24 protein-coding genes and 1 tRNA gene are annotated in these 26,299 nt (G+C 42.9%); 10 read left to right on the plus strand and 15 right to left on the minus strand.

Features of this window, described 5'->3' with window-relative positions:
• Positions 1 to 258 precede the first annotated feature (258 nt).
• Positions 259 to 1,431 carry a hypothetical protein gene (locus BFN00_RS14140; RefSeq protein ID WP_044111235.1) on the plus strand — a complete coding sequence of 391 codons (1,173 nt, stop codon included), beginning with the start codon at positions 259 to 261 and terminating at the stop codon, positions 1,429 to 1,431.
• An 80-nt stretch (positions 1,432 to 1,511) separates the two neighbouring features.
• Here BFN00_RS14140 and BFN00_RS14145 read toward each other — a convergent pair whose 3' ends face one another.
• From BFN00_RS14145 to gatC, 4 genes are all read right to left on the minus strand, one after another.
• The gene (locus BFN00_RS14145; RefSeq protein ID WP_044111234.1) at positions 1,512 to 2,159 is read right to left on the minus strand and encodes a hypothetical protein; all 648 of its coding nucleotides are present in this window, start codon (positions 2,157 to 2,159) and stop codon (positions 1,512 to 1,514) included.
• A gap of 86 nt (positions 2,160 to 2,245) precedes the next feature.
• On the minus strand, positions 2,246 to 3,727 hold the full coding sequence (gene gatB / locus BFN00_RS14150) for an Asp-tRNA(Asn)/Glu-tRNA(Gln) amidotransferase subunit GatB (RefSeq protein WP_044111233.1): 1,482 nt from the start codon (positions 3,725 to 3,727) through the stop codon (positions 2,246 to 2,248).
• Positions 3,727 to 5,205, minus strand: a complete 1,479-nt coding sequence (gene gatA, locus BFN00_RS14155) for an Asp-tRNA(Asn)/Glu-tRNA(Gln) amidotransferase subunit GatA (RefSeq protein ID WP_004646217.1) — start codon at positions 5,203 to 5,205, stop codon at positions 3,727 to 3,729. Before gatA ends, gatB begins: the two co-directional genes overlap by 1 nt.
• Positions 5,206 to 5,257: 52 nt before the next feature.
• On the minus strand, positions 5,258 to 5,572 hold the full coding sequence (gatC, locus tag BFN00_RS14160; RefSeq protein WP_044111232.1) for an Asp-tRNA(Asn)/Glu-tRNA(Gln) amidotransferase subunit GatC: 315 nt from the start codon (positions 5,570 to 5,572) through the stop codon (positions 5,258 to 5,260).
• A gap of 132 nt (positions 5,573 to 5,704) precedes the next feature.
• Here gatC and BFN00_RS14165 point away from each other — a divergent pair, with 132 nt between their 5' ends.
• From BFN00_RS14165 to BFN00_RS16015, 6 genes are all read left to right on the plus strand, one after another.
• Positions 5,705 to 6,751, plus strand: a complete 1,047-nt coding sequence (locus tag BFN00_RS14165; RefSeq protein WP_004279360.1) for a rod shape-determining protein — start codon at positions 5,705 to 5,707, stop codon at positions 6,749 to 6,751.
• 16 nt (positions 6,752 to 6,767) lie between these two features.
• Positions 6,768 to 7,625: a rod shape-determining protein MreC gene (gene mreC, locus BFN00_RS14170; protein WP_004279362.1), complete on the plus strand. Its 858-nt coding sequence runs from the start codon at positions 6,768 to 6,770 to the stop codon at positions 7,623 to 7,625.
• A complete protein-coding gene (gene mreD, locus BFN00_RS14175) occupies positions 7,612 to 8,103 on the plus strand; it encodes a rod shape-determining protein MreD (protein WP_004730376.1) in 492 nt (163 codons plus the stop codon). Before mreC ends, mreD begins: the two co-directional genes overlap by 14 nt.
• Positions 8,091 to 8,657 carry a Maf-like protein gene (locus tag BFN00_RS14180; RefSeq protein WP_005107586.1) on the plus strand — a complete coding sequence of 189 codons (567 nt, stop codon included), beginning with the start codon at positions 8,091 to 8,093 and terminating at the stop codon, positions 8,655 to 8,657. Before mreD ends, BFN00_RS14180 begins: the two co-directional genes overlap by 13 nt.
• 38 nt (positions 8,658 to 8,695) lie before the next feature.
• On the plus strand, positions 8,696 to 10,150 hold the full coding sequence (gene rng, locus BFN00_RS14185) for a ribonuclease G (RefSeq protein ID WP_044111231.1): 1,455 nt from the start codon (positions 8,696 to 8,698) through the stop codon (positions 10,148 to 10,150).
• Between the two features lie 132 nt (positions 10,151 to 10,282).
• Positions 10,283 to 10,456: a PA1571 family protein gene (locus tag BFN00_RS16015; RefSeq protein WP_004646222.1), complete on the plus strand. Its 174-nt coding sequence runs from the start codon at positions 10,283 to 10,285 to the stop codon at positions 10,454 to 10,456.
• A 206-nt stretch (positions 10,457 to 10,662) separates the two neighbouring features.
• Here BFN00_RS16015 and BFN00_RS14190 read toward each other — a convergent pair whose 3' ends face one another.
• Both BFN00_RS14190 and BFN00_RS14195 read right to left on the minus strand, forming a co-directional pair.
• Positions 10,663 to 12,045 (minus strand): WS/DGAT/MGAT family O-acyltransferase, encoded by a 1,383-nt coding sequence (locus tag BFN00_RS14190; protein WP_071852201.1) that lies wholly within the window; start codon positions 12,043 to 12,045, stop codon positions 10,663 to 10,665.
• A gap of 463 nt (positions 12,046 to 12,508) precedes the next feature.
• Positions 12,509 to 13,243, minus strand: coding sequence for a phosphoadenylyl-sulfate reductase (locus BFN00_RS14195; protein ID WP_071852202.1), 735 nt, complete (start codon positions 13,241 to 13,243; stop codon positions 12,509 to 12,511).
• Positions 13,244 to 13,447: 204 nt separating this feature from the next.
• Here BFN00_RS14195 and thrH point away from each other — a divergent pair, with 204 nt between their 5' ends.
• Entirely contained in the window at positions 13,448 to 14,065 is a 618-nt protein-coding gene (gene thrH, locus BFN00_RS14200; RefSeq protein WP_071852203.1) for a bifunctional phosphoserine phosphatase/homoserine phosphotransferase ThrH, read from the plus strand.
• Between the two features lie 72 nt (positions 14,066 to 14,137).
• On the opposite strand, the gene BFN00_RS14205 is transcribed toward thrH, so the two are convergent.
• From BFN00_RS14205 to BFN00_RS14220, 4 genes are all read right to left on the minus strand, one after another.
• On the minus strand, positions 14,138 to 15,262 hold the full coding sequence (locus tag BFN00_RS14205) for an OmpP1/FadL family transporter (RefSeq protein ID WP_071852204.1): 1,125 nt from the start codon (positions 15,260 to 15,262) through the stop codon (positions 14,138 to 14,140).
• Between the two features lie 312 nt (positions 15,263 to 15,574).
• A complete protein-coding gene (locus tag BFN00_RS14210; protein WP_071852205.1) occupies positions 15,575 to 16,903 on the minus strand; it encodes an OmpP1/FadL family transporter in 1,329 nt (442 codons plus the stop codon).
• 337 nt (positions 16,904 to 17,240) lie between these two features.
• Positions 17,241 to 17,316, minus strand: a tRNA-Arg gene (locus tag BFN00_RS14215).
• An 88-nt stretch (positions 17,317 to 17,404) separates the two neighbouring features.
• Entirely contained in the window at positions 17,405 to 18,760 is a 1,356-nt protein-coding gene (locus tag BFN00_RS14220; protein ID WP_071852206.1) for an amino acid permease, read from the minus strand.
• A 332-nt stretch (positions 18,761 to 19,092) separates the two neighbouring features.
• Between BFN00_RS14220 and prpF the strand changes: the two genes are divergently transcribed.
• Together prpF and BFN00_RS14230 are read left to right on the plus strand one after the other, a co-directional pair.
• Complete coding sequence (gene prpF / locus BFN00_RS14225) at positions 19,093 to 20,283, plus strand: 2-methylaconitate cis-trans isomerase PrpF (protein ID WP_071852207.1); 1,191 nt, start codon at positions 19,093 to 19,095, stop codon at positions 20,281 to 20,283.
• 224 nt (positions 20,284 to 20,507) lie between these two features.
• Positions 20,508 to 21,416 (plus strand): polyprenyl synthetase family protein, encoded by a 909-nt coding sequence (locus BFN00_RS14230; protein WP_071852208.1) that lies wholly within the window; start codon positions 20,508 to 20,510, stop codon positions 21,414 to 21,416.
• 83 nt (positions 21,417 to 21,499) lie between these two features.
• Here BFN00_RS14230 and putP read toward each other — a convergent pair whose 3' ends face one another.
• The 5 genes from putP to BFN00_RS14255 form a co-directional block, all read right to left on the minus strand.
• Positions 21,500 to 22,990 (minus strand): sodium/proline symporter PutP, encoded by a 1,491-nt coding sequence (putP, locus tag BFN00_RS14235; RefSeq protein WP_071852209.1) that lies wholly within the window; start codon positions 22,988 to 22,990, stop codon positions 21,500 to 21,502.
• A 213-nt stretch (positions 22,991 to 23,203) separates the two neighbouring features.
• Positions 23,204 to 24,058 carry an SPFH domain-containing protein gene (locus BFN00_RS14240; protein WP_004279377.1) on the minus strand — a complete coding sequence of 285 codons (855 nt, stop codon included), beginning with the start codon at positions 24,056 to 24,058 and terminating at the stop codon, positions 23,204 to 23,206.
• A 12-nt stretch (positions 24,059 to 24,070) separates the two neighbouring features.
• Positions 24,071 to 24,544, minus strand: coding sequence for an NfeD family protein (locus BFN00_RS14245; protein WP_005104688.1), 474 nt, complete (start codon positions 24,542 to 24,544; stop codon positions 24,071 to 24,073).
• Between the two features lie 102 nt (positions 24,545 to 24,646).
• Positions 24,647 to 25,564: a patatin-like phospholipase family protein gene (locus BFN00_RS14250; RefSeq protein ID WP_044111219.1), complete on the minus strand. Its 918-nt coding sequence runs from the start codon at positions 25,562 to 25,564 to the stop codon at positions 24,647 to 24,649.
• A gap of 63 nt (positions 25,565 to 25,627) precedes the next feature.
• The gene (locus BFN00_RS14255) at positions 25,628 to 26,257 is read right to left on the minus strand and encodes a 1-acyl-sn-glycerol-3-phosphate acyltransferase (protein WP_044111216.1); all 630 of its coding nucleotides are present in this window, start codon (positions 26,255 to 26,257) and stop codon (positions 25,628 to 25,630) included.
• Positions 26,258 to 26,299 lie beyond the last annotated feature (42 nt).

Here is a 26,299-nt window from a genome sequence, read left to right on the forward strand (position 1 = left end):
CCCTAACCCTCTCCTTTAATAAAGGAGAGGGAACTACGCGTATCCAATTAATCACATGACAAAGTCTCCCTTTTCTAAAGGGAAATTTAGAGGGATTAGGGAAGCTGGATACGTCCTAAGTCTTCAAGTTTGGTGATGGAGGATACTTTTTTAATGGTCATGTTATTTTACGTTGAGAATTATCACTTGAATAAAGTTGGAAAGATTTTATAAATTAACATGTTATACCGTCATAATTAGAAAAGTGAGAGTTTTTCCTTGAAATTAGATGAAATACAGAAAAATATCGAAAAAATTTCAATAGAAAATTGGAATAAATCATTTGGTGGAACCGCTAGTTCAGAAATAGCAAATAAAATTGAAATTGATAATTCAATTGTCATGCGTGCTATGGAAGATTTAGTAGCTGCGAACTATGGGACTATCAATGCAAATGTCGAATTGTCTCAAATATCAATAGACTCAGAAACGAGAGAATTTGAATTTACTCCGATTAAGGTGCATATATATTTTCCTTCAAAGCAGATGCTAGAAGAATTTTTTTACTCTAGTGATTTAGTTAGAAAAAGTATTCCAGAGTATAAGAAAAGATTATATCTAGGAGCTCATCAGTTATCACAGGTACTTTTTGATGAATCTGTATTAGCTCGATATTTTGATTATCCTGAATATTATGAACTCGATGATTCTAGATCAGGTGGGCATATCTATATTTGTTCTGAAGAAACACCTGAAGAAAGATATATCCATGTTAGACATGGTAGAAAAGCATTAGCAAATGGAAAATCAGCCATTGTTGCCATATATAAAGATTTGGCTAACATGAGCGAATTTGAACAAAGATATTGGCATTCGCACGAGCTTAATATCCATGAATTAGATTTTCTCCCTAATGACGAAGCCTATGAAAAATTCTTTAATAGAAATTATGAAGGTGCGTGGGTGAACTATACTGATGAATTATCAGATTTAACTAACAACTTAGAGTCATTAAACTCACTGTTTGAGAATAATATTTTTAATAAAGTACAAAATATTTATTGCCGTCCTCCAGTCGAAAATACTCAAAAATCTTATTTTGATAGTTGTAGTGAACTCTTTAAATTAGTCGGACCAGATAATATTAATCAGAAAACTTTAAAAGATTTTCTTAGAAATAATAAAGATTGTTTGGATAAGGATTTTGTATATGAATCAGGACGAGATATTAGTAAGTTAGAGTTATTAGGATTGTTTGAAGAAAAAATAGGATCTTCAAAAAAATTAACCAAAGCAGTACGTCTTTTGCAAAAAGATAGAACAGAAGCCGATCATAAAATCATTGAGTCAAAAATTGCTAGAGAAAACTTATCAGAACAGTTTTTTAATCATGTAGAAGAGATTAATGCCAACATTAAAGAAATTATTGAAAAAATAAAAAAACCGCTCTAAAGCGGGTTTTTTATTCCAAAATTAATCAGTTTTAACCAATCAATTTCTTCATTAATTCATTTACTTGTGCAGAGTTGGGTTCAGGATGCCAAATCGATAGAACTATCAGTTTCATTCATTTCTTTAGATTCATCTTTATCAGCACTATTCTTCATCAGCTTGAGAAAATTTAAAGCTTCTTTCATATCATCGGCAGTATTTAAGAATCTTGTAGCAAGTATAATCAATGCGATACTAATTATATTATCGAACCAAGTTACTTTTAAAAACTCAATCCATCCAACTAATGTAAATATAGCTAAAGTAAGGAAACAAGCATACAAGACATAATTTAACTTGGATACATTACTTGAGGTATATCTCTTTGTTTTAAAAGTAATTACATTATTATTGCTGTTATATGTAAGAAATCTACTTCCCCAGTAGTAATGATCTGTGGCTTGATCAAAGTTTACTAAACCCTTTTCATGTAAATTGATTAAATAGTGAAGTAATTCTGCATTCATATCTTTGGAGCGAGTAATATTTTGAGCAGCTTTATCTCTTAATAATTTGGGATACTTACTTTCATCTGCTTTATAAAATTTTTCAAAATATTCGATAAAATTATCTAATTCGTCCTTAAACTTTTTACGTTTGTGTTCGCCGATTGCATGTAAGGATTTAGGAATAGAGAATATTGCTACTACTATGCCAATAAGAGCTACGATGACATCGATTGATTCCATTATTTTTATTCAAATAATTATGATGTTTTAGTATATAAAAAAGCCCCGATAAATCGAGGCTTTTTTATTCAAATTAATGGTTTAAATCAACCAATCAATTTCTTCATCAACTCATTCACTTGTGCAGGGTTGGCTTTACCCTTAGATGCTTTCATCACTTGACCAACTAGACCGTTAAAAGCTTTCTCTTTACCAGATTTATACTCTTCAACCATCTTCTCGTTGGCAGCAAGCACTTCCTTAATAATCGCTTCAATCGCGCCTGTATCAGTTTCCTGTTTCAAGCCTTTCTCAACAATAATTTCGTCCGCAGTTTTGCCTTCGTCCCACATAAAGCCGAATACTTGTTTTGCGATCTTACCGCTAATCGTGTTGTCCACAATACGCGCGATCATACCGCCCAGTTTCTCAGCAGAAACAGGAGAGTCAGCCAAATCTAAACCTGCTTTGTTTAAAGCACCTGAGAATTCACCCATCACCCAGTTGGCAGCAATCTTACCTTGCGCAGCGCCACCAGCAGCTTTCACCACGTCTTCGTAAAACTCTGACATTTCACGAGTCAGTGTAAGAACGTGAGCATCATACTCAGTCACACCAAAGTCCGCCACGAAACGCGCACGACGTGCAGCAGGAAGCTCAGGCATAGTCGCTCGAATTGCTTCGATTTGCTCATCAGCAATCACCACAGGCAACAAGTCTGGGTCTGGGAAGTAGCGGTAATCATTCGCTTCTTCTTTTGAACGCATAGAACGCGTTTCCATCTTCACGGGGTCGAATAAACGCGTTTCCTGATCAATGGTGCCGTCCCATTCTAGAATTTCCATTTGACGTTCAATTTCAACATTGATCGCTTGTTCAATAAAACGGAATGAGTTCAGGTTTTTCAATTCGCAACGCGTACCGAAGGGTTGACCCGGACGACGTAAAGACACGTTACAGTCACAACGGAATGAACCTTCTGCCATGTTGCCGTCAGAAATGCCTAACCAGCGCACCAGCGTATGAATCGCTTTAATATAAGCAACCGCTTCTTCAACCGAACGCATATCTGGTTCAGATACGATTTCAAGCAGTGGCGTACCGGCACGGTTCAAGTCGATACCAGACATGCCTTCAAACTGGTCATGAATCGATTTACCTGCATCTTCCTCAAGGTGTGCACGGGTTACGCCAATCCGTTTAACCGTGCCATCTTCAAGCTGGATGTCGATATGACCCAAGCCCACAATCGGATTGTCCATCTGGCTAATCTGGTAGCCTTTTGGTGAATCCGGGTAGAAATAGTTTTTACGTGCAAATACAGAAGCCTGATCAATATAGGCATCGATACCCAAACCAAAGCGAATCGCAAGATCCACCACTTCTTTATTCAATACCGGCAATACGCCCGGCATGGCCAAATCTACAAGGCTGGCTTGGGTGTTTGGATCATTACCGAATACAGTCGATGAACCCGAGAAAATTTTGGTATTGGTGGCAAGCTGGGTGTGAATCTCGATACCAATAACGACTTCCCAACCCTCAATCAGGTTAGATTTTGGTTTAGCCGATTTTTGAGCTTGAGCCATTATGCATTCTCCTCAGCAATTGCAGCGCGTTTTGTATGCCAATCTGTGGCCTGTTGATACTGATGTACCACAGACAACAATTGAGATTCTGACCAGTAATTACCAATCAGCTGTAAGCCAACTGGCAAGTTATTTTGGTCAAAACCGACAGGCGCGTTAATCGCAGGAAGACCTGCCAGATTTACCGCAAGCGTATAAATATCGCCTAGGTACATTTCAACTGGCGTTAAATCTGCACCAATTTTATAGGCAGTCGTTGGCGCAGAAGGTGCTGCAATGACATCGACCGATTCAAATGCTTTAAGGAAATCTTGCTGGATCAGGCGACGTACTTTCTGTGCTTTTACATAGTAAGCATCGTAATAACCTGCAGACAGGGCATACGTACCAATCAGGATACGGCGTTGCACTTCTGCACCAAAACCTTCTGAACGTGAACGCTTGTACAGGTCCATCAGGTCCACAGGATTTTCTGCGCGATAGCCATAACGTACGCCATCAAAACGTGATAGGTTCGAAGAAGCTTCGGCAGGTGCGATCAGGTAATAAGTCGGAACATAGCTTTCAGTCATGTTGAGGTCGATCTCAACAAGCGTAGCGCCCATTTCTTCTAACTTTTTAAGTGATTCTTCGACACGTGCTTTAACATCTTCAGCTAGGCCAGCAACATTAAAATACTGTTTTGGAATACCAATGCGTAAACCTTTTACTGAGGTAGCGTTCAGGTTCGCGACATAGTTATCTACCACTTGATCCATTGAAGTTGAATCTTTGGCATCATGACCGGCCATGACATTCATCAGGTAAGCACAGTCTTCTGCAGAACGTGCCATTGGACCACCTTGGTCTAGTGATGATGCATAGGCAATCATACCGAAGCGCGATACACGACCGTAAGTCGGTTTAAGACCGGTCAGACCACAGAATGATGCAGGTTGACGGATTGAACCACCGGTGTCAGTACCAGTTGCAAATGGTGCCAAATCCGCTGCCACAGCTGCTGCAGAACCGCCTGAAGAACCACCAGGGACATGGCCCAGGTTCCAAGGGTTGGCAGTTGCGCCGTAATATGAGTTCTCAGAGGTCGAACCCATCGCGAATTCGTCCATGTTCACTTTACCCAAAGTGACCAGGCCCGCAGCTTTACCTTTCGCTACAACGGTTGCGTCGTAAGGAGAGATAAAATTGTCCAGCATTTTTGAACCGGCAGTGGTTTTAATGCCTTGGGTACAGAAAATATCTTTGTGGGCAACTGGCACACCAGTCAGGGCAGAGGCATTGCCAGCTTTGATTGCAGCATCGGCAGCATCAGCTTGAGCCAATGCCTGTTCAGCAGTCACGGTCACATAAGCCTTGACCTGTGCATCAATTTTTTCGATGCGTTTTAAATAGTGTTGAGTCAATTCGCGGGATGAAAATTGAGCATTTGCCAAACCTTCAGTCAGTTCACGAATGGATAAGCGGTGTAAATCTGTCATGAGAAATAATTCTTTACGTTTAATTTAATAAAAAGAATGAACTGGGTAATAATTACTCAATCACGCGTGGGACGAGATACAAACCGTCCTGTACAGTAGGTGCAACTGCTTGGTATTCCTCACGATGATTGCTTTCCGACACGACATCTTCACGTAAAGGCTGTGGGTGGTCGAAAGGGCTTTTCAGTGGTTCAACACCGTCGGTATTGATGCCTTTCAGGGTTTCCATCATGCCTAAAATTTTATTTAAACTTTGAGCATATTCAGCAGATTGCGTATCATTGAGAGATAACCTTGCAAGGTTGGCAATAGCTGAAACTGTTTCTGCACTTAAATCTGCAGAATGCTGTGCATCCGATGTAGACATAATATTACCTAATCAGTATTAAAAAAATTCAAATTATCATGCGTTATGATAAGCGATTGACTTGTCCAAATCATCACATTTAGTTAAAGTGGCGACCTTGCGTCCATATAAAGTTTAACTGAGAACGTCCCCGTGATTCTAAAACGACTAATAGGCTTGTTTTCGCCCGATCTTGCCATTGATTTAGGTACAGCAAATACACTTATTTATGCGCCAGGACGAGGCATTATATTAAATGAACCAACGGTTGTAGCCATCCGTCATAGTGGTTCACATAAAATTGTTGCGGCAGTCGGTCTTGAAGCGAAGCAAATGCTAGGTCGTACCCCAGCCAATATCTCAGCGATCCGTCCTATGAAAGACGGTGTGATTGCGGATTTTGAAGTCACTGAGACCATGCTGAATCAGTTCATTCGCAAAGTACATGAAAACCGTTTATTTACTCCGGCACCGCGTGTCGTGGTTTGCGTGCCATGTAAATCGACTCTGGTTGAGCGCCGTGCCATTCGTGAAGCCGTGTTTAATGCGGGCGCACGTGATGTACGTTTAATTGAAGAGCCAATGGCAGCAGCGATTGGTGCAGGTATGCCAGTTGAGCAGGCTTGTGGTTCGATGGTGGTCGATGTTGGCGGTGGTACCACTGAAATTGCAATCATTTCCCTGCAAGGTTGTGTTTATGCAGACTCTTTACGGATTGGCGGTGATGTCTTTGATGAGCAGATCATTAACTATGTGCGTAAAGCGCATGGCTGTGTGATCGGCGAAACCACTGCTGAAGTGATCAAAAAAGAAGTGGGTATGGCGTTGCCAGATGAAGGTGCTAAACCGCTTGAAATTGAAGTTCGTGGCCGTAACCTCGCAGAAGGTGTGCCTCGCGCAATCGTGGTTAATTCTGACGAAGTCACCCAAGCGATTTCTGATCCATTGCAAAACATCGTGTCTGCTGTGAAATCTGCGCTAGAACACACACCTCCTGAGCTTTCTTCGGACATCGCTGAACGCGGTATCGTGTTAACTGGTGGTGGTGCATTGCTACGTAACCTGGACAAGCTGCTTGCCAAAGAAACAGGCCTGCCAGTCGTGGTTGCAGAAGATCCACTATCATGCGTGACACGTGGTGGAGGCAAGGTACTCGAATTTTTCGACAACCCAAATCATGACATGTTATTCGTAGGCTAAGAAAAGGATTCGGCGGGTGCAAGCACATCTGTTTTCTCGACAACCGCCATCTTTTCGCTCTTTTATCATTGCATTGGTAACATGCCTGGTGGTGCTTTTCTTTGATTGGCGCATGCCGCATGTTGTTCAACCTGCAAGGGATGTACTGTACGCTGCTTATAATCCTATTTATGCGGTGGCCAGTTATCCGGTATTGTCGCGAGAGTGGTTGAATCAACAAACCAAGTCTGAAGCTCAGTTGCGTCGGGAAAATACCGCGATGCAGGCCGAGCTGTTACAGGCACAGGTACGCTTACAAAAAATCTCTGAACTTTCTGCTGAAAATACACGTTTGCGCGGTCTATTGGACACGCCATTGATCATTGATGGACGTATTGAAATTGCCGAAGTGATTGGTACCGATGCCGATCCATTACGGCATATTATCGTGATCAACCGGGGTTCAAATAACGAGCTGAAAGTCGGGCAAACGGTACTGGATGACAAGGGTATCATGGGACAGATTATCAATGTCTATCCGCATAGTAGCCGGGTCATGCTGTTGTCCGATAAAGAACATTCACTGTCAGTGCGCCTGGAACATACCGGTATGCGTGCCATTGTTTCGGGCACAGGTGATCTGGGACGTTTAAAAATGGAATATGTACCGACCAGCGCCAATATCAAGGTCGGTGAAAAAGTCTATAGTTCGGGCTTGGGACAACATTTTCCGGCAGGTTATCTGGTGGGGCAGGTATCTAAAGTACAACGCCATAATTCTGGTGAATTTGCCCAGATTGATGTGACGCCTGCGGCTCAGCTGGCCGGTGGACATCATGTGGTGGTGTTATTTTCCGATTCATTAGCGATGGAGCAACCGCATGTCAATCGCTAAGATGAAATCCAGAAAGCATCGTGACCCTTTAATGGCCATCGTCATTTCGGTGATTGTGGCTTCTATTTTAATGGTCTATCCACTTTCCTATAATCTCTCGGGCTGGCGTCCGCTGTTTATGCTGATGATCATGCTCTTCTGGGTGTTATGTCAGCCAACCTGGTGCGGGATCTGGTTTGCCTTTGGTACGGGTATTTTTATTGATCTGCTGCTGGATGCACCTTTGGGTCTGAATGCGCTGAGCTTTATCATTATTGCCTTTTTAGCTCGCTTTCTGACCCGTGAACGCCGTATCCTGACCTTTAATAATCTCTGGGTGATTATGGGGCTGGCGATTGTCGCATATCTGCTGATGATCTTTTTTACCCAGATTATAGCTGGCGTGCAATTTTCTTATGCACGGCACTGGATTCCGATGCTGACCAGTATTCTGGTTTGGCCTGCTATTTATTATATGCTCAAAAAATGGCGCATATAATTCTAGCTTCGAGCTCACCCCGGCGTCGCGAGTTATTGCAACAACTCGGGCTGAGCTTCGATATTTACAGTCCCGAGATCGACGAATCTGTACAAGCAGGCGAGTCGGTCGCAGCCTATGTTGAACGTCTGGCACGTGCCAAAGCCGATGCCGTGGCAGAGCTTTATCCTGATGCAATTATTATTGCTGCGGACACCAGTTTGGGGGTGGATCAGGAGATTTTGGGCAAACCTGAATCCAAACAACATGCGATTGAAATGTGGACAAAAATCTCCGGTCGGTGGCATGATGTATATAGCGGTGTCTGTGTTCGTACAAAGCATGAAAAATACAGTATAGTGGTACGCACACAGGTCGAATTTCAAATCCTGAGCGCTGCAGATATGGAAAGTTACTGGGCGACAGGTGAGCCACTGGGTAAAGCAGGGGCTTATGCAATTCAAGGAATTGCAGCACGTTATATTCCAAAAATACAGGGCAGTTATTCCAATGTGGTTGGCTTGCCTTTATATGAGACAGTACAGTTATTACAGACGGTTAAGGCACTAAATTAACTGCTGAAAAGAATTCTTATAATGTTTTGAGTGTAGTTATGTCTGACGAGTTGTTGATTAACGTCACGCCGATGGAATGTCGGGTCGCGTTAATTGAAAACGGCACGGTCAATGAACTGTTTGTCGAGCGTACGGCCAAGCGTGGCCTGGTAGGGAATGTCTATAAAGGAAAAGTGGTGCGGGTCTTACCCGGCATGCAGGCTGCTTTCGTGGATATCGGACTTTCTCGTACTGCGTTTTTACATATCAATGATATGGTCTGGCCCCGCAATCAGCCAACCCCGAATGTCTTTGAGCTACTTCAACCGGGACAAGTCCTCACGGTTCAGGTGATGAAAGATATGCTCGGTACCAAAGGCGCACGCCTGTCTACCGATCTGTCGATTCCTTCGCGTTATTTGGTGCTGATGCCATATGGCAATCATATCGGTGTATCGCAACGGATTGAATCCGAGGAAGAGCGCAATCGCTTGCGTTCGATCATTGAGCGGATTCAGGCAGAACATAAGCTGCCAGGTTCAGTGATTGTACGTACTGCGGCAGAAGGGATTGAAGAAGAAGCCATTGCACAGGATATGGCTTATCTGGCCAAGCTTTGGGAATATGTCCAGCGCAAGCAAAAGATTATTGCAGTACCGTCTTTGATCTTTGAAGAATTGCCTTTGCCGCAGCGGGTGATTCGTGATCTGGCCAATGAAGAAACTGCCAAAATTTACGTAGATTCACGTGAAATTCATGCCAAGTTGCAGGAATTTGTCGAAGAATTTGTTCCGAACATGAAAGACCGTTTGCTGCATTATCCGGGTGAACGGCCAATTTTTGACTTGTATAATGTCGAAGAAGACCTGCAAAAGGCATTGCAAACTCGTGTCGCATTGAAGTCCGGCGGCTATCTGATGATTGACCAGACTGAAGCCATGGCCACAATTGATGTCAATACTGGTTCTTATGTTGGTGGTCGTTCGCTGGAAGATACGGTTTTTAAAACCAATATGGAAGCGACGGATGTTATCGCACGTCAGTTACGGCTGCGTAATCTGGGCGGAATTATTATCATTGATTTCATTGATATGCAGGAAGCGCAGCATCGTGAAGAAGTAATGAAACAGTTTGAGCGCATGCTGGAACGTGACCATGCCAAGACCAAGATTACTCAGGTATCGGAACTGGGCCTGGTAGAAATGACCCGGAAACGCACCCGTGAGTCGCTGGAACATTTGCTCTGTGAATCTTGTCCGACTTGTCAGGGACGTGGTTATGTCAAAACAGCCGAGTCAGTATGTTACGAAATATTCAGGGAAATTCTGCGTTATGCCCGTGCTTATGAGTCACAGAGTGGCTTTACTGTCGTCGCGCATCCTGCTGTCATTGATCGATTATTGACGGCAGAAGCGCCTGCAGTCGCTGATCTAGAACATTTCATTAATCGCGTGATTAAGTTCCAAGTGGAAAATCTGTATACGCAAGAGCAATACGATATCATTCTCAGCTGAAATTGTAACAGAATATCGTTAAACACTTGTTACATCTGAAATTTTACAACAGGGCCTTTATTTACAATACTAGATGCATGAATTAGCCAAAGCCGTTTCTCCCAGTTTCAGGCTTAGCAAAAGGAGTGTGTGATGAGTATGAGTAAAGCAGTAATCCATAAAGGCCTAAAACACGTATTAGAACCAAAGACTGTGCATGCAGGATATATCGTTGATGAGCGTGGTAATGAAGTTCAAATTACCGCGAGCATGATCCGTAACGTCTGCCATCAATTATTACAACAGTGCCGTACTATTAAAAGCTGATTGCATTTGTGCATTGTTTCTAACTTGTCAAAAATAATTTGGTAGACGTTTAAATCGAGAAGTCTTCCAAAAAGTTCTAAAATAATTTAAAAAGATTTCAAAAATAAAGAAAAGGGACCAGATCGGTCCCTTTATTCTGTGCTCAAAGACTGGCAAAAATGATCAGCATCTTTGGCAGTCCATCTATCTTATTTATTCATCCGCGGCTAGCTTACCGCTCGTAACTTTGGGACAGGTTCGCCATCTACAATAAGTTCAAAACGTTGAATTTCTTCTTCCAGATGTGTTAGCAAGTTCTGCATTTTCGGCAGGGCATTACGACATGCGGTCAAGCCGACTTCCAGTTTGTCTAGATAGCTGGTCATGGTGATATTTAGAGCCTGACCATCCAGTACGATAGAAGCCGGATAAAGTGCTTCAAGACGTGCACCATTCCAGTAAAGGGGCTCTTGTGGTCCAGGTACATTGGAAATAATCACGTTAAACGCCTGACGTGTCGGCATTAAACCGGAGGCAATGTTCAGACCCGCTGCACCATAGACAAAAGCACTATAGTTCAAGATTTGATTGGCATTCATACGTTTGAAGCGTTCTTTGGCACTCAGTACACTGCGGCGTACGATCTTGAGACGTTCTAGCGGATCTTCTTTATGCGTGCCCAGATTGGCCAGAATCATGGTAATACGGTTGGATATATCTGAATCGTCACTGCGAACAGAAGCTGGAACCATAGCAATTAACGGTTTTTTCGGTAAGGCATTTTGCGATAATAAATATTCACGTAATGCACCTGAACAAATGGCCAGGACGATATCATTAATGGTCACGCCCAATGCCTTAGAAATATGACGTAAACGTGAAAATTCGAAAGACTGGGCTGCAAAGCGACGTGAAGCACTGACGCGTTGATTCAGAATACTGCTTGGCGCCTGAAAGCTGGATACATAATCCGGATTGCGTCCCATATCTTTCATGACGGTTTGCGACAGTTCATAAGCAACTCGTGGCGCACATTCCAGTTGCCCCTTAATGGTCTGCAGGACATTTTTAAACCTGTTCACTTTAGGTGCTTTAAGGCGTTTGGCACGTGGGCCTTCCACACACCATGGCGGTACAATACTCTTGGAATTTGGATCATGTGAAAGCGACTTTTCTACCAGACGCATGCCAGCGATTCCATCCACCATAGCATGGTGAATTTTGAAATACATGGCAAAACGATTACCTTCAATGCCCTCAATGATATGACAGGTCCATAAAGGTTTGGCACGATCAATCAGGGCACTATGTTCTTGAGAAATATAGGTCAGCAATTCACGGATACGGCCCGGTTTTGGCAGGGCAATATGACGAAAATGATGATCTAAATCAAATTCCTGGTCTTCATCCCAAAACAGGCCGTTTAAATAGTTGTTAAAAGGTGGGATTGGAGAGCATTTCGAATTTTGGATATCCGTGACTAGATCCTGAATAAAGGAAGCTGACGCATTGTCGGGAATTTGGAATAAAAATAGTCCACCTACATGCATAGGCTGCTGCCGTTTCTCTAAAGTTAAGAAAATAAAATCAATTGGATGTAATGGACGCATAGCGTGGATTGCCTCACTGCATTCTCTATGGCTTTTTTGCTAAAAGGCCTTGTTAGAATTATTACTTTAGTTTTTAAAGTATATCTTTTTTAGCATATAAATGAACTGCTTTATCTTGCCTCAACTGTGAAAAAGTGGCTATTGACAAGAACAAAATATCTTCCTAAGTTTATGAAATGTGAAAATTTTAGTTTTAAAATAGATTTCTAAAAATAGTATTTTCTAGGCGAAGTGGAGTGTAACTTAATAATTATGTGTTATTAGAAGAATAGCATTGTGTTCAATTTCACATTTTATGCAAATAAATCAATGAGCTAAAATTTTATCAATTCTTTAATTAAAATAATATTATCCCGATAAAAGGTAATTTCTATCTTGTCACTAAATGTAAAATTATCAATTAAAAAAGACTATCTTTATTAAAAAATAGTCTTTCAATCAATAGGAATGATAAAACTTAACTTTATTTTTTTAGATTGCCAGCATGTAAGCCACATTCTTTATGGGTGGCTTCTTCCCACCACCAGCGGCCTTCGCGTTCATGCTGATTTGGCAGCACAGGGCGGGTGCAAGGTTCACAGCCAATTGAAACAAAACCTTTCTCATGCAGGGTATTATAAGGTACTTCCATCATACGGATATAACTCCAGACATCTGCACTGGACCAGTTGGCTAGAGGATTGTACTTAATCAACTGCTTTCCAGGACCGGAGAAACCTGGATCGGCCTGAACCACAGGAATTTCATTGCGTGTACCCGGACTTTGGTCTTTGCGCTGACCGGTAATCCAGCCGTCCAGCGTCGCCAGTTTTTTACGCAGCGGTTGAACCTTGCGTATGCCGCAACATTCCTGATGGCCATCTTCAAAGAAACTGAATAAACCTTTGGTGGTCACTAAATTTTGTACTGCATCCGTTTCAGGGAAGCAGATTTCAATCTCGATGTTGTAATGCTTACGCACCCGTTCAATAAACTGATAGGTTTCTGCATGTAGACGGCCAGTATCCAGACTGAATACCCGGAACGGTTTACCGAGATGCGACGCTATATCAATCAATATAACATCTTCAGCACCAGAAAATGAAATCGCAATTTCACCTTGCTGGCTCAGTGCAAGTGTCAAAATTTCATTGGGCGATTTATCAGCATATTCAGATGCAAGCGCATCAATACGATCAATAGTAGGAATGATGGTCATGAGAGTCCTGGCGATATAGGCTTGGAAAGGACATGGCCTATATTAATTAATTTCACATCTATTTTAATAGAATTGATTTAATTGACTTATCACTAAAAAATAAATACTTATGAAAAAAATAGATTTAAAAAAGTACAGTACAAAATCTGTTGCTTCAGCTATGATAGTGCAAAATTTTTTCAATACAACTCAGAGGGAATGTTCATGGAAGTCGTATGTCTAGATTTAGAAGGCGTGTTGGTTCCAGAAATCTGGATTAACTTTGCTAAAAAAACCGGTATTAAAGAGCTTGAAGCGACGACTCGTGACATTCCTGACTATGATGTACTGATGACCCAACGTCTGAATATTTTAAAACAGCACGGTTTAGGCTTGAACGATATTCAGGAAGTGATTGCAGAAATGGGGCCATTTCCTGGCGCGAAAGAGTTTGTAGAGTGGGTGAGCACACACTTCCAATTGATTATTCTTTCAGACACGTTCTACGAGTTTGCACATCCGTTGATGAAGCAGTTGGGTTGGCCAACCATTTTCTGCCATAAGCTAGAATCAGATGAAAATGGCATGATTACTGCGTATAAACTGCGTCAACCAGACCAAAAACGTCAAGCTGTTAAAGCCTTACACGGTTTAAATTTCCGTGTAATTGCTGCAGGCGATTCATATAACGACACCACGATGCTAAGTGAAGCGGACAAAGGTTTCTTATTTGATGCACCTGAAAATGTGATTGCAGAATTCCCACAATTCCCTGCAATTCATGGTTATGCAGCATTAAAAGAAGCAATTCGTGGTGCTTCAGTAAGAGATATTCCAGCTTAATCTGAAGCTGAATACAATAAAGGGCATCATTTGATGCCCTTTGTTTTTATGCGATATTAACAGTGCATTAATTTAGAAGCGATAGCCAATTTTTAAGCCATAACCCAATGCATAGTTGTCTTCAAATTCACCAACGTTTGTTGTACCCGTACGTGCAGTGGCATCACCCAACCAGAAGTATTTTACGCCAGCTTGAATAAAATAGTTTTCTGCTGGGCTATATTGACCACCTAGACCCACATTCCAATAACCTTCAGTTGGACCTAAAGTAGTCACAGGGTTACCTGCGCCAGAGTCATAACCAACAGATGCAGAACCTGACCAATGACTATTAAACTTGCGACCTACGCCTACGGTTGCAGACCATTGATCATCTGAATAGTCAATAAGGTTATTGCCAGAAGCAGCATTTAAAAACTTTGGTGTGACCGCAAATTGATCCCAATGTACCCAACGGATATTGGCAAAAGCTAAAGTGTTGGCTGCAATACCTGTTTGAAAATCAATATTTACAGATTGAGGCGTTATAATTTCAGTGAGTGCATTTGGTCGTTGAATGGCACCAAACCCAAAAGTTTCAGTAGTATCAATTTCATGTTTGATTTCTGAACGATAGGTAACCGCAGTTTTTAACGCGATTTCAGGAATTTGATAAGCAAAACCAGCAAGCCAACCGTATGCTTCATCTTCTCTTAAATTAATGTCGTAGCTGCCAAGTTTAGAAGCACCCCCGTACGCAAGTCCACGTAAAGATACTGTACTTTGTACGGTTTGATAAACAGGACCTGCGTAGAAATTCCAGTTTTCTGTAGGTTGGTAACCAATTAAAGCCGTGAGATTGTGTGTTTCAACTTCAACTTTTGTGCCTTCAATTCCATTAGTAAACATGCTCTGTTCTAGGCTATACATCGCATCTGCACCAAATGGTTGGTCATATAAAAGACCTAAAGAAATTTGTTCAGTCGCTTGTACTTTAATTGCTGCAGAAGGGAAGTAATAGTCTTCTGCCATATCAGTCACATTTAACTGACTTGATTTTACTGTTGGATCTAAAACAGAAATACCTGCTTCTGCATAATTCCCCGGTTGTAAAAAGACAGAAATAGACTGACCAGAACGGTCTAAACCAGCAGCAAACGCAGGTGTAAGTGGGAGAGTACTAAGTAAAATAGCAGAATAAATTTTATTGAGCTTCATGGTACGTTCCCTGATGCCATCTGTAACAAAAATGTGCTGGGAAAGTAACATAATTTTAAAAAGAGTAAATACTCAGCTCTGTTGAAGAAATGAACTAAGGCGGTTAAATAAAAGGGTTGCTTAGAGTATTTATACTATATTTTTATATTAACTAAATGATAAATAAGAAAATAAAAATAAAAGATAAATTTTAAAAAATTAATATTTGGAGCAGGATTAATTGCTTGTAAAACAAGCAAATGATATGCAAGTGTATAAAATTAGAGTTAAAAAATAAAAACCACTCGAAAGTGGTTTTTATTTAATCAGAGCTTAGAAGCGATAGCCCATTTTTAAGCCGTAACCTAAAGCATGGTTATCTTCAAATTGTGCTACAGAGTTTCCTGTACCAAACATTGATGCAGGTTGAGCTTTAACATCACCTAACCAGAAGTACTTCACACCACCAGCGATAAAGTAGTTTGCAGCAGGTGAGAATTGCAGACCTAGGCCAACATTCCAGTAACCTTCAGTTGGACCTAAAGTTGAAACAGGGTTGCCTGCACCTGAATCCCAACCTACAGAGACATTACCTGCCCATTTTTCATTAAATTTACGGCCTACACCTACAGTAGCTGACCATTGATCATCTGTATAACCCACTAAGTCAAAACCATTTGGATTATCTGGGGTTAAGCCTGCGGCACCTAAAGCTTCTGAAACTGTACCAAACTGTTCAGGACGAATTGAAAAATCTTCCCAGTTTACCCAGCGCACATTAGCAAAAGCGACTGTGTCAGCCATGATACCAGTTTGGAAATCAAGGTTTACAGATTGTGGAGTTGTAATTTTAGTAGTAGTGTTTTCGTTATATACCGCACCTGGCCCAGGAACTAAACCAGTTAAAACTAAGCTTGTACCATATTCATTGGTTGCTAATTCATGATCGATTTCAGAACGATAAGTTAATGATGCTTTTAATGCAATTTCAGGAATTTGGTAAGCTAAACCTGCAATCCAGCCTACTGCAGAATCTTCTTTCATATCTGCATTATATTGGCCTAATGCAATAGTAGAACCGTATGCGGTACCACGTAGTTGAACATTCCCTTTAACGGTCTGATATACCGCACCACCATATAGATTCCAGTTTTCAGTTGGTTGGAAGCCTACTAGGAATGTTAAATTTTCGGTTGTAACTTCTACTTCAGTTGCTTCTTGGCCGTTATGGAATAAGCCTTGTCCAGCAAATAATGCAGCTGGAAGACCCAAACCTGCTAATGCTGGGTTTGCTCCAGCATCACCAACTGAATAGGCCGCATCAGCACCAAAAGGTTGATCATATAAAAGACCCACTGATAAATTATCAGCTACTTGAAACTTTAATGCTGCACTTGGGAAGTAATAATCTTCGCCCATGTCTGATAGAGAGGTATTCTCAAGACCAGCTAATGCTGCAGGAATAGCAGGGTTAGGAGTATAGCCTGCATTAGCTTTACCAGATACAGATGGATCTAATACAGAAATACCAGCCTCAAAGTAATTACCTGGTTGTAAAAACGCTGCGATAGATTGACCTGAGCGATCTAAAGCTGCTGCAAATGCACCCGTCATTGGTACAGTTGCGAGAATCATTGCAGTAGTTAATGTTTTTAATTTCATTTACGTCTTTCCTTGAGGTACAAATTTATATCTAGCGTTGTTGTTTGCACTTATTAAATTCTTGGAGATTTCGGGTATTTATCCGCAATCATTTGTTACTCCATGTGACAAAAATAGCACAATTAAAATAAGAGTAAATGCTCTAGAAAAAACTAATTAGTCTAAAAAAGCATCAAAATAGAGTTTTTACACCAAAAAATAGCCTCATTTTGAAATAAGTATTTGAAAGTAAAAGAAATAAAATAATGAAGAAAAAATGATTTTTTGTATAAAAAATATTCTAAAAATATGAAGATTAACGCTAATTTTTTGAAGTATAGATCACATTTTGAAAGGATGGTGCGCCCTGCGGGACTCGAACCCACGTCGGTCGCTTAGGAGGCAACTGCTCTATCCAGTTAAGCTAAGGGCGCGAAAAGAAGGCTATTGTACTGTAAAAAATACAAAAAAAAGTTATTGCCGAAGCAATAACTTTTAAGGACTCATAGCTACAGGAGTTGTCTAGGTATTTTTAGGCTTAAGTAACTTAAACAGACCGAACATGACCACAATCCAAAGCGGGATCATCAAAATAGATTCCTGGAATCCTTGCGTCCACATGATGTAAAGAATCGTAAGAATGAAACCTAGAACCAGAATATTACCCGCCGGAGACCAAAGCGCAGGGAAGGAAGTATTCTGTCCTAGCTTTTTCATGCTTTGAATGAACTTGAGATGGGTCAGGGTAATCATGGCCCAGTTCAATACCAATGCACCGACTACGATGTAAATCAGATGACTTAAGGCATCTTCAGGCACGAAGTAATTAAGTAGTACACAGCCAAAAATCAGTACAGCAGAGAATAATACGGCAGGAATCGGCGTACCTTGCTTATTCACTTTCATGAAGACTTTAGGTGCATTTCCTTGTTGAGCCAGACCATAGAGCATACGGCTGTTGGCGTACATGCCACTGTTATACACAGACAGTGCTGCTGTCAGGATAATAAAGTTCAGTAAGTGTGCTGCCCAGCCAATTCCCAATTGACTGAAAATCATCACAAAAGGACTTTTGTCCAGACCACCAAGCTCAAGCTGATTCCAAGGCACGAGTGACAACAGAATTGTCAAGGCACCAACATAGAAAATCAGAATACGGAACACCACCTGATTAATGGCTTTCGGAATGGTTTTTTCCGGATTTTCAGCTTCTGCAGCCGCCATACCAATGAGTTCGATACCACCGAAGGCAAACATTAAGAATGCCAGCATGTAGAACAGACCTTCAAAACCATTCGGGAAGAAACCACCCGCGGTCCAAAGATTGCTAAAAGATGCGCCTGAAGAAGCATCAGCAGTCAGGATCAGATACAGGCCAAAGACAATCATCGAGATGACCGCAGTCACTTTAATGATAGAAAGCCAGAATTCCGATTCACCGTAGAATTTCACATTGCCGAGGTTGACCAGTGTAATCACGATAAAGAAAAACAGTACCGATGCCCAGGCTGGAATATGCGGCCACCAGTAGTTGATATATTTCGCAACCGCAGTAAGTTCGGTCATGGCCACCAGGATATACAGAATCCAGTAGTTCCAACCCGCAAGGAAACCGGGAAATTTTCCCCAGTATTTATAAGCAAAATGGCTGAATGAACCTGCGACAGGTTCATGAACAATCATCTCACCCAATTGACGCATGATTAAAAATGCAATCAGGCCCCCAATGGCATAGCCTAAAATAATAGAAGGACCCGCAGATTGGATCACCTGTGCGGAACCTAAGAATAAGCCTGTGCCAATTGCACCGCCCATGGCGATCAACTGAATATGACGGTTCTTTAAGCCACGCTGAAGTTGTGAAGACTCGTTATTCAAAGTGTTCAGCCCGACAATGGAAAATGATAAGTGGCTGATTGTAATTGATCAGACTAAAGAAGCCTAGTCCATCCTAAGAATGAAATATTGTTGGAGGAATAATAAAAAATATTCATATAAATAACTGAAATAAAATATAAATGAATCAATATATTAATTTTATTGAAACTGTTACTGATGAGTTCTCTATTTTCTTGGATAAAATACAAATGCCGTTTTTTTATACTAAGGTCTGGCAGTCAAGCAGTTCTGCTTTCAACATACTATACTTTGAATATAAATATTGAATAACCTGTACGAAAACAAAGACAAGTCAAAGGATGAAATAATTCATGAGTTTTGCCGCCCAAATCAAGATTCCTGCAACCTATATGCGTGGAGGCACCAGTAAAGGTGTTTTCTTTAAGCTGGATGATCTGCCTGTAGAAGCACAACAGCCGGGCCGGATTCGTGATCAGCTTTTACTACGCGTGATTGGTAGCCCAGATCCATACGGGAAACAGATCGACGGTATGGGTGGCGCCAGTTCCAGTACCAGTAAAACGGTGATCCTGTCAAAAAGCCAACACGCTGATCATGATGTCGATTATTTATTTGGTCAGGTGTCGATTGACCGTCCTTTTGTGGACTGGAGTGGCAACTGTGGCAATCTGACCGCGGCAGTCGGAGCATTTGCCATTTCCAATGGTCTGTTCGATGCCGAACGTATTCCTGAAAATGGGCTGTGCACGGTACGTATCTGGCAGGCCAATATTCAGAAAACCATTATTGCACATGTGCCGATGCAGAATGGACAGGTGCAGGAGTTGGGTGATTTCGAACTAGATGGCGTAACCTTTCCTGCGGCGGAAGTGCAGATCGAGTTTCTGGATCCAGCCGATGACGATGCGGAAGGCGGTTCAATGTTTCCAACAGGTAATCTGGTCGATACTTTGGAAGTTCCCAATATTGGCAGTTTCGAAGTGACCATGATTAATGCCGGCATTCCCACGGTATTTTTGAATGCGGGAGATCTCGGCTATAAGGGCATCGAGCTTCAAGATCATATCAATAATGACGTAGCAGCCCTGACAAAGTTCGAAACGATTCGCGCCTATGCGGCGAAACAGATGGGACTGATTCAGGATATTGCAGAAGCCGTAACCCGCCAACACACGCCAAAAATTGCCTTTATTGCACCACCGAGTAGCTATACCTCTTCAAGTGGCAAAACCGTCACTGAATCAGATACCGATATTCTAGTTCGTGCCTTGTCTATGGGTAAACTCCATCATGCCATGATGGGCACGGCTGCGGTGGCCATTGGTACAGCAGCTGCCATTCCTGGAACATTGGTGAACCGGGTCGCAGGTGGGGTAGAGCGTGAAGCGGTGCGTTTCGGTCATCCTTCCGGGACTTTGAGAGTGGGTGCACAAGCAAGTTTTGAAAATGGTGAGTGGAAAGTGAAGAAAGCGATTATGAGCCGTAGTGCTCGCGTATTGATGGAAGGCTGGGTGCGCGTACCAGAAGATGTTCTCGTTTAAATGCCGTGCATACTTTTAGACTGAATAAAACCACCGGTTCTACGGTGGTTTTTTATGGTTTAAAATCTCTGACTTGCTTATTTGATGTTGAATGGCAAATTTCAGTAGAACAATTCGATTTATGGCTGAAAATTCAAGGCATTTCTAGGTACAATGCCTGATCAGCGTACAGGCATTTATTCGCTTGTCATTTTATTCTTCTGGACTACGTATTCGAGGCGAATGTGTCATCTATCACTGACGTATCAACCCATGCACTCACACAAGCACAACATCGCATTCAACAGGATTTATTGACCGCTCTGGAAGCCTTTGCCATTCCGGAACCGTTAAGGTCGGCAGTCCATCATGCTGTGATGCTGGGTGGCAAGCGGGTACGTCCAGCGCTATGTTATGCCACCGCTGCATTAAAACCCAACCAGAATAGTGCTGCAGTGCGCCGTGCAGCGGTTGCGATCGAGTTTATTCACTGCTATTCATTGGCCCATGATGATCTGCCGTGTATGGACAATGATTTGCTGCGCCGTGGCCAGCCGACCTGTCATGTGGCTTATGGAGAAGATACCGCGCTTTTGGCAGGTGATATCCTGCAGTCTATGGCTTTTGAAATTTTGGGTAGCCGTCTGTTTGATCAGGGGCCAGCGGTAGAAGCTTCCATTGTACTGAAGCAGATGCAGATTCTGGCGACCGCTTCTTCGAAAATGGTGAATGGTCAGGTTTTAGATTTGCAGTCTGAAGGCAAAAAAATCGATCAGCAAGCACTGGAAACCATCCATCGTAATAAAACCGGTGCTTTGATTAGTGCTGCGATCATGATGGCGGCGGTGACAATCTTTGAAGGCACCGATCTGGCCATTCCAAAATTGCGTGAATTTGGACAGGCGATTGGTCTGGCCTTCCAGGTACAGGATGATATTCTGGATATTATTTCCGATACCGAAGTGTTGGGTAAAACCGCCGGCAAGGATGAACAGGTCGAGAAATCGACTTATCCAGCCTTGATGGGTCTGGAGCAGGCCCAAGCCTATGCCCAGCAATTACATGATCAAGCCTTAACGGCACTTGCCCATTTTGAAGGTCAGGCGGAAGAGTTGATGCAAATTACCCAGTTTCTGCTCACGCGTAAAAGCTGATTGAAAAATTATTTTTCTAAAAAAGTTTAAAGTAACTGCATAAAAAAAGAGGACTTGAAGTCCTCTTTTTAGTTGATACAGAATTATTTGCTTTCGTTATACAGGCGTTCAGCTTCTTCAAAGCGGTCGGTAATTTCTGCTGTTGGCGCTTTACCCATCAGGCTCACCACTACAATTGCCAGCATTGAACAGATAAAACCAGGAACGATTTCATACAGGCCAGTGTCAGCAAACAGGTTCTTCCAGAAAATAACCACGACTGCACCCACGATCATACCGGCCAAAGCACCATTCACGGTCATGCGTTTCCAGAATAATGACAGGATAATCAGCGGGCCAAAGGCGGCACCAAAACCTGCCCAGGCATAAGCCACCAGCCCCAGTACTTTGGATTCAGGATTACCCGCCATCCAGATCGCCAGCAAGGCAATCAGCAGTACCATCAAACGGCCAACCCAGACCAGTTCTTTTTGCGAGGCATTTTTACGCAGGAAAGATTTATAGAAATCTTCAGTCAGGGTACTTGAGCAGACCAGTAGCTGACAGCTTAAAGTACTCATTACTGCGGCAAGAATAGCAGCAAGCACCACACCTGCAATCCATGGGTTAAACAGGATTTTGGTCAGTTCCATAAATACTGTTTCAGGATTGGCATTCACTGCTGCTGCCAGTTCTGGATGCTGCTGGAAATAAGCAATACCAAAGAAGCCGGCTGCCACCGCACCGCCAAGACATAGAATCATCCAGGTCATGCCAATGCGGCGTGCATTTGGAATCGACTTGACCGAATCTGCGGCCATGAAGCGCACCAGAATATGCGGCTGGCCAAAGTAACCCAGACCCCAGGCGAGCAGGGAAATAATCGCAACAAAGCTCAGATCATCCAGAATATTCATTGCTTGAGGACGAGCAGCTTCCAGTGCCAAAGTCACTTGGGACATATCTGAAAATGCCATCAACGTCACGATTGGTGTCAGCAACAGGGCAAAAATCATCAGACCGGCTTGAATGGTGTCGGTCCAGCTCACAGCTAGGAAACCACCAATAAACACATAGCTGATGGTGGCGATGGCACTGATCCAGAGCGCGGTGCTGTAAGACATGTCAAACATGCTTTCGAACAGACGCGCACCTGCAACCATGCCCGAAGCACAGTAAATCGCAAAGAAAATCAGAATGACAAAAGCCGAAACAATACGCAGGATTTTTTTCTGGTCGTTAAAACGATTCGAGAAATAATCCGGCAGGGTCAGGGCATTGTGCTGAACTTCGGTGTGTACCCGCAGACGACCAGCAACCAGTAGCCAGTTCAGCCAGGCACCAATGATCAGACCGATGGCAATCCACATCTCAGACAGACCAGAAAGATAAATCGCACCGGGCAGACCCATCAGTAGCCAGCCACTCATGTCGGAAGCCCCTGCAGAAAGTGCAGTTACGAAACTCCCTAAACGTCGGCCCCCTAAGATGTAATCGGAAAAGTTGCTTGTCGCGCGATAAGCCATCAGGCCGATCACCACCATTGCGACAATATAGAAAAGAAAAGTAATTAAGGTTGGATTTAGGGAGCTCATACGGTATCCATTTTTAAGTTGGACAGTAGATCGAAACAAGGAATAAGACAGCTGCGAGGAACTTTAATCCGAAAGTCAGGCAACATCGAATCCAGGAGATTTCAAAAATAAACGCGAAATTTAACCATAAATTCACAATTTTTGCTGAGATTTTCTTGCGCCAATAAAAATAGGCAACCCTCGGGCTGCCTATATATAAAGTCAAAAGATAAATTAGTTAGGGCGACCCATGACACCACGGATCGTATTTAACACATCGGCAGGAAGTACCACGGTCTTGGCATTTGGCGATTTGGCCATATCCTGCATGGCTTTAATATACTGTTCACCCAGTAAATAGGCGACCGGAATTTCATTATCGCCAATGGCGGAAGTCACCATGTCAATTGCACGTTGTGAAGACTCAGCCAGTACCACTTGCGCTTCGGCATCACGACGTGACGCTTCCAGACGGCCATCCGCTTCCAGAATTGCCGCCTGTTTTTCACCGTCAGCTTTAGTCACAGTCGCACGACGCTGACGTTCAGCTGCTGCCTGTTCTTCCATCGCGGTCTGCATGGTGATAGAAGGTTTAATATCCTGAATTTCTACAGTTTTTAAGGTAATACCCCAGTCCGAGATATCGTCGGAAATACTGGATTTCAAGCGTGCCTTGATATGGTCACGTGAAGATAGCGCATCATCCAGATCCATTTCACCGACAATCGAACGCAGTGAAGTCTGTACCAGGTTCTGAATCGCCCATGAGTAGTTTTCAATCCCGTACACGGCTTTTTCCGGTGTGGTCAGGTTGATATAGGCCACGGCATTCATCAGCAGAACCGCGTTATCACGGGTAATCACTTCCTGTGAGGGAATATCCAGAACGATATCTTTGGTTGTGACTTTATAGGCGACTTCATCCACATAAGGAATGACAAAATTCAGACCCGGATTTAGCGTGGTGTGGTATTTACCCAGACGCTGTACGATCCATTTGTAGCCTTGCGGCACAATCCGCACACCTTTAAAAATGGTAATCGCAACAAAGGCCAGAAACGCGATAACAATGATAGAACCACCAGACATAGCTTATTCACCTTATTGATTTTGATAATTCGTGCTGTGAGGTTGTACGACCAGGTCATTACCCAGAATATCCACGACGCGAACGCGGTCTCCGACTTGAACTGGGTCCAAAGTTCGGCATTCCCATTCATCCGAACCTAAAACTGGCATCGGAAAGCGCACCCGGATTTGCCCATGATCCAGATTAGTCTGAATCACCATGCCCACCTGACCAATGGTCGCTTCACGCGACAGACCGGCTTTGGTCTTGTCAATGGAAAGTGGCTTGATAAATTTGAACCAGAGCAGCGTACACAGAACAGAAAGTACGATCCAGGTCAGGAGCTGGGTCGTCAGTCCCATCATCGGGAACATCCAGTACAGGACGCCAACCATGATGGCACCGATCCCGAACCACAGGGCAGCAAATGCGGGCAGTAGTAATTCCGATAGAATCAGAAGGATGCCTAATACAAACCAGTGCCAAGGTTCAAGAACTAATTCCATATCGTGACCTATATCGCTAAGTATTTAATTAATCATCATCTTTATATGATTGATCTTCAATGTAGCAGATGCGGCCGCAGATGAATATAAAAAATTCATGCATCAAAATTTTGCCGGACGTGGCGGTTTAAATGCCGCGGGAGACTGCTTAAAGTTGCTAATGGCTTTTTCAATAGTACGGATTTTCAGCTGAGCAGCCTTTTCACCTTCCAGAATGGTGGCATTGCTGGCTTTCAGGTCTAAAGTACCGATGTGGCCGACTTTAGGCTGAATCACCACAGTGGCCTGGCTCAACTCTTCATTAATGCTTTGCTGTCCCATAATATTCAGGGTCTGATCTAGTACGCCCCACATATTTAGATCCTTATTACCATCCGGACGGGCAGAAATATCCACGGCAATCACAATGTCTGCTCCCATATCTTTGGCGGTCTTGACCGGAATCGGACTGACCAGACCACCATCGACATATTTGGTGCCGCCAATCACGGCAGGCACAAACACATTCGGAATACTGCAGGACGCTCGGACTGCCTGTCCGGCATTGCCTTTAATAAAATCTGCCTTGCGGCCATTGTCCAGGCGAGTGGCGACTGCCGCAAAACGAATCGGGAACTGTTCAATCGGTTTGTTCGTCACATTCTTATTGACGAAATCCTGCAATTTTTGCCCGGCGATAATGCCTTGTCGGTTCAAGGTTAAATCGCGGATATCCGATTCTTTAAAGTTCAGGGCAATCTGCTGTAACTGATAAGGTGATTTGCCGCTGGCATATAGGCTACCGACAAAACTGCCGGCACTGGTTCCGGTGACAATCTTCGGTTTGATGCCGTGTGATTCGAGCACTTTAATGACGCCAATATGAGCAAAACCTTTGGCACCGCCACCACCGAGTGCAATGGCGACGACAGGTTCACGGGCTTTTAAGGGTGTGGCAGGCGTAGGTGTTTTAGTGGCTTTGTCACAGGCTGCAAGACTCAATCCAAGGCAGCCAATCAAGGCATAACGGGCTAATTTCATTATAAAAACTGGTGATTAAATCAACAAAATTCAGGCTATCACATCAAAAAAAGCCGTATTTGCCTAGTCTTTTTTCAAAAGCTTTTGTAACGGCTTGGCCACCCAGTCAGGATTTTTGGCTGAGAATTTACCTTGATAATGCTGATAAATCTGTTCCAGGTCGTATTCATAATCACCGGTCAGATGGTAGATGCCCAGGATATGAATGGTCTTGATATCGTAATCAAAGGAAAACATCACAATCGGCAAATGGGCTGCCTTGGCAATATGATAAAAACCGCTGCGAATTTTATCCGGTGCCTTACGTGAACCTTCCGGTGCCATACCGACCCAGATCTGTTCTGATTTTTCAATGATGTCTACAATCTGTCGGGTATGACCTTGTGGACTATCTCGGACGACAGGAACGACGCCAATCCATTCCAGTACCGGTTTTAGCGGTGTACGAAACAGGCTGTCTTTACCAAAAATCGTAATCTGAATACCGAGACCAAGCAAGGCATTAAAACCCAGCCATGCATCAATATTGGAGGTGTGCGGAGAAATAATCGCGACTGCTTTAGGTAAGTCTGGAAATTTACCTTCCAGACGCCAGCCTTGGCCCAAAAAAAGCTGCCTGAAAAAAGTCCGGCTCAGCTTGCTGCCGCGGGATGGCACATGCGGCGGGAGTTGGGGGAAACGTGTCTGGGCCATTGCTTATGTCTCTTCCTGAAACTAGGGTGTGTTGACACTTTT

Origin of the sequence: Acinetobacter sp. AR2-3, assembly GCF_001878775.1 — a bacterium.
Lineage (GTDB): Bacteria > Pseudomonadota > Gammaproteobacteria > Pseudomonadales > Moraxellaceae > Acinetobacter > Acinetobacter lwoffii_D.

What these genes read in the sequence shown, in the direction of transcription:
- BFN00_RS14240 (WP_004279377.1), bottom strand. Translation starts at nt 24,058, where the DNA reads ATGTCTGGTGGTTCTATCATTGTTATCGCGTTTCTGGCCTTTGTTGCG.
- gatB (WP_044111233.1), bottom strand. Translation starts at nt 3,727, where the DNA reads ATGGCTCAAGCTCAAAAATCGGCTAAACCAAAATCTAACCTGATTGAG.
- BFN00_RS14210 (WP_071852205.1), bottom strand. Translation starts at nt 16,903, where the DNA reads ATGAAATTAAAAACATTAACTACTGCAATGATTCTCGCAACTGTACCA.
- prpF (WP_071852207.1), top strand. Translation starts at nt 19,093, where the DNA reads ATGAGTTTTGCCGCCCAAATCAAGATTCCTGCAACCTATATGCGTGGA.
- BFN00_RS14190 (WP_071852201.1), bottom strand. Translation starts at nt 12,045, where the DNA reads ATGCGTCCATTACATCCAATTGATTTTATTTTCTTAACTTTAGAGAAA.
- BFN00_RS14180 (WP_005107586.1), top strand. Translation starts at nt 8,091, where the DNA reads ATGGCGCATATAATTCTAGCTTCGAGCTCACCCCGGCGTCGCGAGTTA.
- mreD (WP_004730376.1), top strand. Translation starts at nt 7,612, where the DNA reads ATGTCAATCGCTAAGATGAAATCCAGAAAGCATCGTGACCCTTTAATG.
- BFN00_RS14205 (WP_071852204.1), bottom strand. Translation starts at nt 15,262, where the DNA reads ATGAAGCTCAATAAAATTTATTCTGCTATTTTACTTAGTACTCTCCCA.
- rng (WP_044111231.1), top strand. Translation starts at nt 8,696, where the DNA reads ATGTCTGACGAGTTGTTGATTAACGTCACGCCGATGGAATGTCGGGTC.
- BFN00_RS16015 (WP_004646222.1), top strand. Translation starts at nt 10,283, where the DNA reads ATGAGTATGAGTAAAGCAGTAATCCATAAAGGCCTAAAACACGTATTA.
- BFN00_RS14145 (WP_044111234.1), bottom strand. Translation starts at nt 2,159, where the DNA reads ATGGAATCAATCGATGTCATCGTAGCTCTTATTGGCATAGTAGTAGCA.
- BFN00_RS14245 (WP_005104688.1), bottom strand. Translation starts at nt 24,544, where the DNA reads ATGGAATTAGTTCTTGAACCTTGGCACTGGTTTGTATTAGGCATCCTT.
- putP (WP_071852209.1), bottom strand. Translation starts at nt 22,990, where the DNA reads ATGAGCTCCCTAAATCCAACCTTAATTACTTTTCTTTTCTATATTGTC.
- gatC (WP_044111232.1), bottom strand. Translation starts at nt 5,572, where the DNA reads ATGTCTACATCGGATGCACAGCATTCTGCAGATTTAAGTGCAGAAACA.
- thrH (WP_071852203.1), top strand. Translation starts at nt 13,448, where the DNA reads ATGGAAGTCGTATGTCTAGATTTAGAAGGCGTGTTGGTTCCAGAAATC.
- BFN00_RS14250 (WP_044111219.1), bottom strand. Translation starts at nt 25,564, where the DNA reads ATGAAATTAGCCCGTTATGCCTTGATTGGCTGCCTTGGATTGAGTCTT.
- gatA (WP_004646217.1), bottom strand. Translation starts at nt 5,205, where the DNA reads ATGACAGATTTACACCGCTTATCCATTCGTGAACTGACTGAAGGTTTG.
- BFN00_RS14195 (WP_071852202.1), bottom strand. Translation starts at nt 13,243, where the DNA reads ATGACCATCATTCCTACTATTGATCGTATTGATGCGCTTGCATCTGAA.
- BFN00_RS14255 (WP_044111216.1), bottom strand. Translation starts at nt 26,257, where the DNA reads ATGGCCCAGACACGTTTCCCCCAACTCCCGCCGCATGTGCCATCCCGC.